Source organism: Ochrobactrum sp. AP1BH01-1 (assembly GCF_018066705.1).
Lineage (GTDB): Bacteria > Pseudomonadota > Alphaproteobacteria > Rhizobiales > Rhizobiaceae > Brucella.
Genome location: NZ_JAGPOU010000006.1, coordinates 35054 through 46968, shown reverse-complemented (window position 1 = coordinate 46968; position 11915 = coordinate 35054). Strand labels below are relative to the sequence as shown.

The following is an 11915-nucleotide window of genomic DNA, read 5'->3' as shown; positions in this document are numbered from 1 at the left end:
TCAATGGCAAATGTGGTTGTCGTCGGGTCGCAATGGGGCGACGAGGGCAAGGGTAAGATCGTTGACTGGCTGTCCGAACGCGCCGATGTCATCGTGCGCTACCAGGGCGGTCATAATGCAGGTCATACGCTGGTCATCGACGGCGTCAGCTACAAGCTTTCGCTGCTGCCATCTGGCCTTGTGCGCGGCAAGCTGAGCGTCATCGGCAACGGCGTCGTTGTCGATCCGCATCATTTCGTTTCCGAAGTCGGGAAACTGCGCGCGCAGGGCATCGACATCAATCCGGACGTGCTGCGCATTGCCGAAAATGCCCCGCTCATCCTGTCTCTTCATCGCGATCTCGATGCCATGCGCGAAGGTTCCAATTCGGGCCTCAAGATCGGCACGACCAAGCGCGGCATCGGTCCGGCCTATGAAGACAAGGTTGGCCGCCGCGCTATCCGCGTCATCGATCTGGCCGAGCCGGAAACGCTGGAGCCGAAGGTCGAGCGCCTGCTCGCGCACCACAATCTGCTGCGTCGCGGCATGGGCCTTGAGGAAATCGCGGTTGAAACCATTCTGACCGAACTGACCTCGGTTGCCGACCAGATCCTGCCCTATATCGATCAGGTCTGGCGCGTTCTCGATGAACGCCGCAAGGCAGGCGACCGCATCCTGTTCGAAGGCGCACAGGGCGCTTTGCTCGACAACGACCATGGCACCTATCCGTTCGTGACGTCTTCCAACACGGTTGCCGGTCAGGCTGCCGCCGGTTCGGGTCTTGGCCCGACGGCCATCGGCTATGTGCTGGGCATCACCAAGGCCTATACGACCCGCGTGGGCGAGGGGCCTTTCCCGACCGAACTCAACGACGAGATTGGCGAGTTCCTTGGCACCAAGGGCCATGAGTTCGGCGTGGTGACAGGTCGCAAGCGCCGTTGCGGCTGGTTTGACGCCGTGATCGTGCGCCAGACGGTTCGTACTTCCGGCATCACCGGCATCGCGCTCACCAAGCTCGACGTTCTCGACGGTCTGGATGAGATCAAGATTTGCGTTGCGTATGAACTCGATGGCAAGCGCATCGACTATCTGCCGTCCTCTATGGGCGCGCAGGCGCGCGTGAAGCCGATCTATGAAACCTTGCCGGGCTGGTCGGAAACGACCGCAGGTGCGCGTTCGTGGAACGATCTTCCGGCGCAGGCTGTCAAATATGTCCGTCACATCGAAGAACTGATCGGCGCGCCGGTGGCGATGCTCTCCACCAGCCCGGAACGCGAGGACACCATTCTCGTTACCGATCCATTCCACGACTGATAGCGTTTGGATCAAAGCTTGTTCGGAGTGGCCTTCCCCGAAGGCCACTCCAAATTCATTTGTATAGGCCGGTGAACCAGTATCAATGCGTCGCAACAGGGCGAATTTTGCCACTATTTTACCGCATCGTTTTGAAAGTCTTCGCTAAATCGTAGCCGGAGACTTTGCTTTCCCTTGATTATTGTGATTATTGAGACATTTATTGCATCCTGTGCTTATTGTTCATCTGGACGGGCGGAAACCGGGTAAGACGGAATGGCGGATTTTGTAGCGGTACTGAAAAAGACGATCGATGCGCAGACGGACAAGTCTCCTGAATTGCGCCAGCGCGTTTACGCGAAAGCGCGTGCCACGATCGAGCAGAAGCTTGTCACGGCAAATGCCTCGCAGGCTGTGGCTGTCCGCCAGCGCAATATTCTCGAAGATGCCATTGCCGAGGTTGAAGCCTTTTATGCGCCACCCGCCACAGCACCCGAGCCGCCGGTCGAGGATGCGCTGGACAATTTTCTGCAGGAGGCGAATCAGGATGCGGCAGCGCGCGCGCCGTCCCATGAGGACGATGACGCGCCCGCGTTCCCCAGCGCGCCGCACGACGAGCGTCGCGGCAGTCTCTCCGGCGAAGAGGACGACGCACCAGCTATTGCAGCCGAGCGCAGCGACGACTGGAAACTGGACCGCGCCAAGGAAAAGGCGCAGGCCCGTCGCAGCGAATATATCGAGCGCACCGCCAGGAAAGAGCAGCGTTCCTACAAGGGCCTGATTGCGGCTCTGGTTGCCGTCCTGGTCCTTGGCGGCGCCGGTTACGCGGTCTGGGCCAACAAGGACAAGATTCAGGAACTGGCCTCGAGCCTCGGGCGCAGCGATGCGCCTTCAACGGGTTCTGATACCCAAACACATCCTGAAGGCACGACGCCGCCAGCCGACACCAATACCGCGACGACCGGCGGCGAACAGACGCCGGAACAACCGCAACAGCCTGCGGGCGAGCCGAAGATGACCCAGCGGCTTATGCCGGACGGCAGCGAAACCGATAGCGGGCCAGCCGGTGGCGCGAATGGCATCGGCGAGGGCACGTCCACAGCCGCTTCCACCCCTGCGCCTGTCGAAACGAACACGCAGAGCGGCGCGCAACCGGGGCAGAACCAGACGGTCGCCGTCGGCCAGCAGGCGCTTCTCTATGAAGAACGCGGCGGCGCCGGGTCGGATTCGGTCGAGCGCGGCAATGTGGTCTGGTCGACCATCGAGGAAAGCCCGGAAGACGGCCAGCCAGCCCAGCCCGCCGTGCGCGCAACCGTTACGATGCCGACCAGCAAGGTCGAGTTGAAAATGACCATTCGCAAGAATACGGATCAATCCATTCCGGCGAGCCATCTGATCGAAATGGTCTTCACCGTGCCTGAAGGCTTCTCCGGTGGTGCGGTGGATAATGTGCAGCGCGTCACCTTCAAGGATACGGAGCAGGCAGCGGGCAATCCGCTGATCGCCGTGCCGTCGAAGATCGGCGACAATTTCTTCATCGTATGGCTGAACGATGCCCGCACCGCGCAGGATACCAATCTGTCCCTGATGCGCCGCCTGCAGTGGATCGATATTCCGATCTCCTACCGCAACGGTCGCCGCGGCCTCATCAGTCTTGAAAAGGGCGTGCCGGGCGAGAAGGCGTTCAACGACGTGCTGGGCGCGAATTGATCTTCTTGCGAAACGAAAAAGGCCGCTTCGAGCGGCCTTTTTGTTTGGTCGCGATCAGGGATCGCGGTTACTTCTTCTCGGCGAAAGCCTTGATGGCCTTGGCGATTTCGTTCTGCGCGGCTTCCGCACTGTCGAAACCCGCCAGTTCAACGACCTTGCGGCCTTCCGGCAACTGCTTGTAGACGCGGAAGAAGGCTTCAAGGCGCTGCTGTTCGATCTTCGGAAGATCGGTGATTTCCTTGATGTTGTCATAGGTCGGATCGATGTCCGTGGTCGGGACCGCGACGATCTTGTCGTCCTGATCGCCGCCATCGATCATCTTCAGGACGCCGATGGGACGAACCTTGATGATTGCGCCGGGAACAATCGGCTCGCGGGTATAGATCAGCGCGTCGAGCGGGTCGCCGTCGCCGGCAAGCGTGCTGGTGATCGAGCCGTAATTGGCCGGATAGATCACAGGCATGGACTGGTAGCGGTCGACGACGATATGGCCGGTCTTGTCGTCGATTTCATATTTGGTGAAGCTGCCTTGCGGGATTTCGATGGCCGTGAAGAACTCCTTCCCGTCCTGCTCCTTCTGCGGGTAATCGAGGAAGGAGACATATTCGGAAGCAGATGCGGCAGTGGCAGCGGTAAGCGCAAGAGCTGCGGCGAGCAGGAGCTTTTTCATGGGATGACCTTCAGGCTTGGTTGGAACACGCCTTCGTCCCTAAAGCCAATCCATTACAGTTGTTTGACGGTTTTATATCGGTTGGATGACAGCCGCTGCGAAAAGCCGCCGGCGATACTCAGCCGGGCGGATGCCGATCTTCTGGCGGAAGGACGACGGAGCGTATGGGCGCTTCCAAAGCCGACCGCAGCGGCAATATCGTCAATGTCTGCTTCTCCTTGAGAAAGCAGTTCCTTAGTCGCCGCTATCCGCTCCATCGGGCGCAGCGCCGGTTGCCTCGGCAAAGCGCCGCGGGAATGTCCGCGGACTGGATCACGAGGGATTTGAACTCGCGAAAGGCGAGGCGGATCAGTAACGTTCAAATAAATACTGCCGCAAATGGTCTCCCATTTTGCGGCAGTAAAATTGCATGCTGATTATATCAGTTTCAGGCGTGCGCTTCCTCGACATGGTTCAGTGCCTTCTGCTGCTTGAAAGCTGCGGCCTTGACGGCCGCCTGCACCTTTTCAAACGCACGCACCTCGATCTGGCGCACACGCTCGCGGCTGATGCCGAATTCGCCGGAAAGATCTTCCAGCGTCATCGGATCTTCCGACAGGCGACGCGCCTCGAAAATCCGGCGTTCGCGGTCGTTCAGCGTATCCATCGCCTGTTCGAGCATGGAGCGGCGGTTGTCCAGCTCGTCCTGTTCGATGAGGACCTGCTCCTGGCTGCTGCTGTCATCGATAAGCCAGTCCTGCCATTCGCCCGATTCGCCTTCCGAAGCGCGCAGCGGCGCATTCAGCGAAGCGTCACCGGACAGACGGCGGTTCATGGAAACCACTTCGTCTTCGCTGACATTGAGCTTGGTCGCGATCTGCTTGACCTGATCGGGGTTGAGATCGCCGTCATCAAGCGCCTGGATCTTGCTCTTCATCTTGCGCAGATTGAAGAACAGGCGCTTCTGATTGGCGGTCGTGCCCATCTTCACAAGGCTCCACGAGCGCAGGATATATTCCTGGATCGAGGCCTTGATCCACCACATGGCATAGGTGGCAAGGCGGAAACCGCGTTCAGGCTCGAAACGCTTCACGGCCTGCATGAGACCGACATTGCCTTCCGAGATGACTTCACCGATCGGCAGGCCATAGCCGCGATAACCCATGGCGATCTTGGCCACGAGACGCAGATGGCTCGTCACCAGCTTGTGGGCGGCCTTGGGGTCGGTATGTTCGTGATAACGCTTGGCCAGCATGTATTCTTCCTGCGGCTCAAGCATGGGAAAACGTCGGATTTCTTCCAGATAACGGGTAAGACCGCCGTCACCTGACGTGATGCTTGGGAGATTCATCTGGGCCATAGAGCACCCTCCTTTATGATTTCAGGTTCCCGTTTGGCGAACCTGTCGCGGGGGCTGCCTCCTGCACTTCCCTCTCGCGAGCCTCCATATATAGGCATGATTTTGGCGAAAACACGATCCTTTAACTCATGAAACAATCTGTCACTACAATGTGAACGCCGCTTAAAGCCAAAGGTTGCGCTAGCAATTTGAAATGAAATGTTTTTGTGGTGAGAGAGCGGCTTGCACCGCAACCGCGCCCCCGATCTTGATGACGGAAGAGCCGATTTTTATCAGCGATCCATCCTTCGGCCAACCATGATAGTTGCCAGTATTATATAGAGTGCTTCCGGAAATTTTCCAGAAGGTGCTCCATATCTTCCGGCACTGGCGCTTCAAAACGCATCAGTTCCCCGGTGGCCGGATGGGTGAAGGCGAGCAGCCATGCGTGCAATGCCTGACGGTGAAAGCCGCGCACGGCCTCTTTCAGCGGTTCCGGCAGCTTGTTGGCCTTGGTCTTGTAGGCGCTGCCATAATCCATGTCGCCGACAAGCGGATGGCCGATATGCGCCATATGCACGCGAATCTGGTGGGTGCGTCCTGTCTCCAGGCGGCATTCGACCAGCGAGGCCAGTGCGGTGGCATCTTCGCGGGGACCGAATTTTTCAACCGTCACATAATGGGTGATGGCGTGGCGGGCATCCTCGCGCTCTTCATTGACCACGGCCTGCTTGGTGCGGTCGCGATGCGAGCGCCCGAGATGCGCGTCTATGTAGCCCTGCGGGCGCTCCGTCATGCCCCAGACAAGTGCGAGATAGGCGCGCTCCAGATCGCCGGTGCGGCCATGGTCGGCAAACTGTTCGCTCAGATGCCGGTGCGAAAGATCGTTCTTGGCAACGACCATGACGCCGCTCGTATCCTTGTCGAGCCGGTGGACGATGCCGGGACGGCGGATTCCGCCGATGCCCGACAAGCTATCGCCACAATGATATATGAGGGCATTGACCAGTGTTCCCGTCCAGTTGCCGTTGCCGGGGTGAACGACAAGCCCGGCGGGCTTGTTGATCACGATGAGATCATCGTCCTCGTAAAGAATATCGAGCGGTATGTTCTCGGCGATCGGCTCTGCTGGCTCCGGCTCGGGCAGCACGATGGCGATTGTCATGCCTTCGCGCAGCTTCTGCTTGGTTTCACGGGCGGGCGCGCCGTCGATGGTCACATGGCCGTCGGCAATAAGGGACTGAACGCGGCTGCGCGAGAGTTCCGGCCCCAATGCTGCGGCCAGCCACTGGTCGAGACGCTTGCCGGTGGCATCGGAGTCGGTCGTAAGCTCTTTCACTCGTGTCTTCCTCTGTGAGAGCGGCTCTGTCTTAACGAAATCGTCAGAACTGCTCTGTCTCTTGATTTTACCGCATTTATGCGGCGTCAAATGTTTCCATTTGGCTGCAAAATGCTCTATCACGCGCCACACGCCGTAACATGGCGCAGTTCGAACCGGAGTCGTTGAATGCAGGATCCACACTATCCGAGATACCAGAATCATCAGGATTCAGGCTATCAGGACTATCAGCAGGGCTATTACCCGGATGAACAGGCCGAGCCCCCGCTTGATCCAGCCATGGAACGTGTGCGCCGCAAAATGATCCGGCTTCTGGCCGTCTCCATCGGTGTCATGCTGATCGGTCTTATGGCGGTGCTTGTCGCCGTTGTCTACAAGATCAATCGCGCGCCGGAAACCCCGCCGGCTGAAGAAGCCCGTTCCGATATTCCCGGACAGGCCGCTCCCGTGCCCGCAAAGCCCGAGCCGCCGAAGCTGATCGAATCGCAGATCAACCTGACGCCGGGCACCCGTCTTCTTTCGCAAAGCCTTTCGGGCAACGAGCTTTCCCTGGAAACGCTGCTGCCGGACGGCGGCACGGAACTCATCATCTATGACTATCGTGAGTCTCGCATCATCGGCCGCATCAAGCTCGGCAACGTCGAATAGGGCGAACAAGGTCTGAACAGGGCGGCGTGATTGCCGCCTTGCTTCTTTCTGTCCGTGAGGATTGCGCTTTTTCTTTTTGGCGCTTATATCAGCGATATGACTCAGGCGCCCATCGTCTAGCGGTCAGGACGGCGCCCTCTCACGGCGCAAACAGGGGTTCGATTCCCCTTGGGCGTACCAGCAAGTTCAATCACTGAAATCGTTGGCGAAGGGCGTTGTTTCATAATCGTCAATAAACCGTTCTGTATCGGCGATTTGTGCATCCATCTCATCTAAACTGCCGCCTCTAATTCTAAAACATCAATAATAGCTTCAACGATGGGGCGAGACGGTCTCGGTTTCAATTGAAGCGCACTAATATCGCGGTGATGGAGTGATTTCTTTTCCCGTTCAATTCGTGGGGAATGGCAAAAATATACTCTGGTCAATGTCTGCTTCCGCTATCTGAGAAAACCGCTCGGGAACAGAGCATTTGTCACCGTTTCCATAGCTGAAGGCAATGAGGTTTGGTGTCGAGATGACCCATAGTCCGTTATCGAGTGCAAACTTAGCCCTTTCATTGTCATCTCAAGAGTGGAAAAAGCAGGATGAACGGATATTGCACAGATTTCCGCTCGGGTTAATTTCGATATTATCGAAGGCTGTCTGCAATGGATTGTCCAACTCAATGTATGCGCCATCGGTAAAATCGATGGTAATTTTCAACTCTTTTATACTAAGAAGCGACACTGCTGGTTCCCTGACGGACGAGAATTTTGGTTGCATTCGAAGAATTTGAAGCCAACCTAACATATTCCCAGCCACTTCATATTGTCCTTGCCCGCGCTAATGGACACGACGCACTTGCAGACCGAGCGAGTAGATGAAAAAGACATTTATTACAGTACTGTTCTCCATGTCCGTAGTTCATACTGCATCGGCGGACACCTCCATGGCGCCAACCTTTCCGCCACGCATCTCTCGGCAAGACTTTATTACTTACATGGCCGGAGCCATGGCTGCTGGCTTATATTGTGAAGGTTTAGACCTTAATATTGAATATGTTAAAGGTTTTCAGGATGCTACCGGCCTTATGTTTCCTTTCGCAGATCCTAGCTACCGGGAGGAATTTGCGCGGCGAGAGAAGGAAGCGAAGGAAGACCCGGAGAATTACTGTAAAGTTGCGATTGTCATGTTCCACAAAGATGCAAAGCCAAGAGCGGCGCTGGCACCCTTGTTGATGAACAAAATCCGATAAAGAATTTTCAGGCAACGACACCACCTGGCAATAGCTAGACGCATCTGTCCACTCTCTCTGTTGTTCGGATTCTTCCAAAAGGGCGCGTGTGGAACCGATCGGAGCGGAGTATGATCGTGTTTCAATATTCAGGTCCGGCTTGCTTGTCCGCGCAAAGTTTTTGGATTAGTTAAAATTGCAATTATCCCGTGTTTACGGGGTATGAACGCTGCGTATGGTAGTGTTAAACTGGATGCATGTGGAAAATTGGATCGACTATTTATCCTCAAATCCATAATGCCGTCAGGGTGAAAGGCATTCTTGCCGAACCTTTCACGCCGCGGGACGTGCGTCGCGTCGCTCCGGGCTGGCCATATTCGCGATACTTCTCCTTCCTCGCCGAAAACTGCACCGCCAATCAACCGGAAGGCGATGCGCTTTTCGTACGGGTGGGCAGGGGACAATACCATCTGAACGACAAGGTGTCCGGCCCGCGGACGGAACCCGGTCACCAAGCGCAATCCCAATAAGGGGCGCAATCCCAATAAGGGCTGGGGAGATCGGCCCGCTGCCAGTTGCAAAAATTTGCAACTGGCGCCTGGACAGTGCATAATTGCCGCATGAGTGAATCGTACAAGAAACCTGATTATGAGCAGGAACTGCGCCAGGCAGGTGTTCGCATCACGCGGCCGCGCCGGATCATCCTGAACATATTGACCGAGACGGAAGATCACCCCGACGCGCTGGAGATTTTTCGCCGGGCGGTCGAAATCGACAGCAGCATTTCGCTGTCCACCGTTTACCGCACGATGAAGCTTCTGGAAGAGCGCGGCGCCATTCACCGGCACGCCTTTGCCGGCGGGCCTTCGCGTTTTGAACAGGCGAGCGGCGCGCATCACGACCATATCATCGACATGGACTCCGGCGATGTGGTGGAATTCCGCTCCGACAAGATCGAAAAGCTGCAGGAAGAAATCGCCCGGTCGCTCGGTTACGAGATCGTGCATCACCGGCTCGAACTTTATTGCAAAAAAATCCGGAACTGACGGAACCAAGTTCCCTCTGGTGCGTTTAGCGCCCATGAAGGCCGTGACCCCGCCCCCACAACGCGGCTTTCAGAGTTCGCCTCAACCTCCCCGCACGAGGCGAGCGGCGAGAATGCCGCGCTAACCGTCAAACGTTGAGCAGCTGGCGTTCCGCAAATTCAGAGCAAGCCGCCGTGGTTCCGCCTAAGCCGAACCATGGCGGCTTTTTTTGGATGGCCGCTACCCGTCAGGCGTCGAACTGCTCGGTCGGGATGACGAGCGAATAAACAGCCCCGGTGCCGTCGATGCGATAATCGGCATGGCCGTTGACGGAGGCGGGGACGATGCGCTGCAGCACGGCGCTGCCGAAACGCGGATCATGCTCGAAAACCTCGGGCATCGCCGGATTGGTTTCTTCCCAGAGGAATTCCAGGCGGTCAACGCCGCTGGCCAGATGAAGGACCTTCGCCGAAATCTTCACCCGGCCATAGGGGATGGAGAGACCGCCGAAGGACGTCGCATTGACCACCAGCTCGTGCAGCGCAAGGCCGACATGCAGCGCGGCACCGGGAAAAAGATAAGGGTTGTCTCCCTCGACGCTCACGCGTTCATCGCTGACGTCGATATATTTTTCGACCTGCGAATGCACGAGATCGCGAAACAACGCGCCGCGCCAGTTCGAATCGGTCACCAGATCCTGCGAATAGGACAGAGACTGAATGCGCCCGCGAAACTTCAGCAGAAAATCGTCGATGGAATCGGTGAAGCGCGCCGTCTGGCTGGCGATGCTCTGGACGATAGCCAGAAGATTTTTCGAGCGGTGGCTGACCTCGCGCAACAGGGTCTTCAGCACCTGCTCGCGCCGCTTCAGTTCGCTGATTTCAATGGCGGTGGTAACGAGACCCAGAATATTGCCCTCATCGTCGCGGTCGCAATCGATGTGAAATTCTATCCAGCGCAGCTTGTCGCCGTCATTGATGGCAATCTCGACATTCTGCGCTTCGCCAGTGTCGAGCGCCGCATGCTTGGCGCCGTCCAGCTTGTGCAGGGTGGAAGAGAAAATGAAATCGCAGTCGTTGCCGCCGACTTTCCACCGTTCCTGCCAGTAAATCGGGATGTTTTCTCCCCAGGCATAAGCCAGATCGGGCTTCTGATAGAGCACGCAGACATTGCTGTTGCGCACCGCCCGCAACAGGGCCCGCAGGCGGGCTGCGTCGGGTTCGGTGTCCTGCACGGTGAATTTTGCGCCAGCCGTCATATGTGCCCCGATTATCCCGCAACCGAACCCAATTCGCCCGTCTGCAACACGACCAATTCTTCAGAAACGCTGATCGGAAACTTGCGTGCCATGGCGTCCATTTTCTTCGACCAGTCGGCGGGTCTCGGTCGAGCATCGACCTTCCGATCCTTGAACTGTCCCGAATCCTGAAACCTGTAAACCGCCGCATGACTTATGCGGCGGTTAGCTTCACTAAGGCGTAATATAGGCTGGCGTTTCAGGAGGTCAAAAACAGCCTTCGACTTTATGCGGGTTATGCCTTGCGGATCGCCGACGCGATGAGCGAAATGACGAGCAAGGCAAGGAACACGAAGAACAGAATCTGCGCTATACCAGCCGACGCACCAGCGATGCCGCCGAAACCGAGCGCACCTGCCACGAGTGCCACCACGAGAAATACAAGCGCATAATAAAGCATTTTCGGTCTCCTCTTTATTGGATGAAGAAGAAACTCTGCTGAAGCGGTATTGGTTCCGTGCTTCCGGGAAAATTAGGGCGCTCACAACTCTAAATACTCATGACGGGACGTAAGGCGGTGTGATCGGGCAATGGGCGAAGCACCGACGACCGAAATCCCGAAAGGTACGCGCCTTCCGGGATTTTGCGGTTCTTATGCAGTACTTCACTTCCCCTGCCGCTAGGCTGCGACCTGCGAGGCTTCCTCGAAGAAGAGTGCCTGGCTGATCAGTGCTTTCACCATATCCGGGTTGAAGGGCTTGGTGACGAGGAAGGTAGGTTCGGGACGTTCGCCCGTCAGCAGCCGTTCCGGGAAAGCGGTGATGAAAATGACGGGGATCGCATCGTTCTGCAGGATTTCATTCACCGCATCGATGCCGGAGCTGCCATCGGCAAGCTGGATGTCGGCCAGCACCATGCGCGGCTTTTCCTGTTTGTAGAGGGCAACCGCCTCGTCCTTCGTGCGCGCAATGCCCACGACCTCATGGCCGAGGCTTTCCACCATCTGCTCGATATCCATCGCGATCAGCGGCTCATCCTCGATAATCATGATGCGCGTCGCCACCTGGCGCGAGATTTCGGTCGAGGCGACCGAGAGCACGCGGCTCAGTTCGGCGTCGTCCAGTTCGAGAATTTCGGCGGCTTCCTTGTCGGAAAAGCCTTCCACCGCGACAAGCAGGAATGCCTGACGCGGGAGAGGTGCGATATGGGCAAGATTTCTTGCCGCCCGCTGCTCCCATGCAAATTCCGACGCCGGTTCCGGCACGCGGACGGAGGCTGTCTTGTACAGGTTGCAAAAAAGGCGATAGAGGCCGATCCGGTCGGACGAACCCTCCGGGAATATGCTCACATCGGCGATCAATGCTTCAAGAGCTGCCGCGACATAGGCATCGCCCGAAGCCTGGGAGCCTGTAAGAGCGCGGGAAAAACGACGGAGATAGGGAAGATGCGGCGCGATACGCGTCGATAACGTCATGGTAAT

12 protein-coding genes and 1 tRNA gene are annotated in these 11915 nt (G+C 57.3%); 7 read left to right on the top strand and 6 right to left on the bottom strand.

The features are described 5' to 3' along the window. Positions 1–3: 3 nt before the first annotated feature. Together J9800_RS19995 and J9800_RS19990 are read left to right on the top strand one after the other, a co-directional pair. Complete coding sequence (locus J9800_RS19995) at positions 4–1293, top strand: adenylosuccinate synthase (protein WP_114216884.1); 1290 nt, start codon at positions 4–6, stop codon at positions 1291–1293. A 255-nt stretch (positions 1294–1548) separates the two neighbouring features. Continuing rightward, positions 1549–2982 (top strand): transcriptional regulator, encoded by a 1434-nt coding sequence (locus J9800_RS19990; RefSeq protein WP_114216883.1) that lies wholly within the window; start codon positions 1549–1551, stop codon positions 2980–2982. Between the two features lie 67 nt (positions 2983–3049). Here J9800_RS19990 and J9800_RS19985 read toward each other — a convergent pair whose 3' ends face one another. From J9800_RS19985 to J9800_RS19975, 3 genes are all read right to left on the bottom strand, one after another. Next, on the bottom strand, positions 3050–3652 hold the full coding sequence (locus J9800_RS19985) for an inorganic diphosphatase (RefSeq protein WP_114216882.1): 603 nt from the start codon (positions 3650–3652) through the stop codon (positions 3050–3052). Between the two features lie 427 nt (positions 3653–4079). Further along, the gene (gene rpoH / locus J9800_RS19980; RefSeq protein WP_114216881.1) at positions 4080–4991 is read right to left on the bottom strand and encodes an RNA polymerase sigma factor RpoH; all 912 of its coding nucleotides are present in this window, start codon (positions 4989–4991) and stop codon (positions 4080–4082) included. Positions 4992–5304: 313 nt separating this feature from the next. Further along, positions 5305–6513, bottom strand: a complete 1209-nt coding sequence (locus tag J9800_RS19975; RefSeq protein ID WP_286191829.1) for an RluA family pseudouridine synthase — start codon at positions 6511–6513, stop codon at positions 5305–5307. Here J9800_RS19975 and J9800_RS19970 point away from each other — a divergent pair. From J9800_RS19970 to J9800_RS19955, 5 genes are all read left to right on the top strand, one after another. Further along, positions 6478–6957 carry a hypothetical protein gene (locus J9800_RS19970; RefSeq protein ID WP_112591479.1) on the top strand — a complete coding sequence of 160 codons (480 nt, stop codon included), beginning with the start codon at positions 6478–6480 and terminating at the stop codon, positions 6955–6957. The two genes, J9800_RS19975 and J9800_RS19970, sit on opposite strands and share 36 nt — an antisense overlap. Positions 6958–7062: 105 nt before the next feature. Then, positions 7063–7137: transfer RNA gene (locus J9800_RS19965), tRNA-Glu, on the top strand. Between the two features lie 682 nt (positions 7138–7819). Beyond that, a complete protein-coding gene (locus tag J9800_RS19960) occupies positions 7820–8194 on the top strand; it encodes a hypothetical protein (protein WP_162707521.1) in 375 nt (124 codons plus the stop codon). Between the two features lie 236 nt (positions 8195–8430). Then, entirely contained in the window at positions 8431–8703 is a 273-nt protein-coding gene (locus tag J9800_RS22140) for a hypothetical protein (RefSeq protein ID WP_112591485.1), read from the top strand. 90 nt (positions 8704–8793) lie between these two features. Next, positions 8794–9219: a ferric uptake regulation protein gene (locus J9800_RS19955; RefSeq protein WP_010661349.1), complete on the top strand. Its 426-nt coding sequence runs from the start codon at positions 8794–8796 to the stop codon at positions 9217–9219. A 226-nt stretch (positions 9220–9445) separates the two neighbouring features. Here J9800_RS19955 and J9800_RS19950 read toward each other — a convergent pair whose 3' ends face one another. From J9800_RS19950 to J9800_RS19940, 3 genes are all read right to left on the bottom strand, one after another. After that, the gene (locus J9800_RS19950; protein WP_114216879.1) at positions 9446–10456 is read right to left on the bottom strand and encodes a sensor histidine kinase; all 1011 of its coding nucleotides are present in this window, start codon (positions 10454–10456) and stop codon (positions 9446–9448) included. 274 nt (positions 10457–10730) lie between these two features. Beyond that, positions 10731–10895 (bottom strand): DUF1328 domain-containing protein, encoded by a 165-nt coding sequence (locus J9800_RS19945; RefSeq protein ID WP_006473348.1) that lies wholly within the window; start codon positions 10893–10895, stop codon positions 10731–10733. A 219-nt stretch (positions 10896–11114) separates the two neighbouring features. Beyond that, complete coding sequence (locus J9800_RS19940; RefSeq protein ID WP_112591489.1) at positions 11115–11909, bottom strand: response regulator; 795 nt, start codon at positions 11907–11909, stop codon at positions 11115–11117. Positions 11910–11915: the final 6 nt, after the last annotated feature.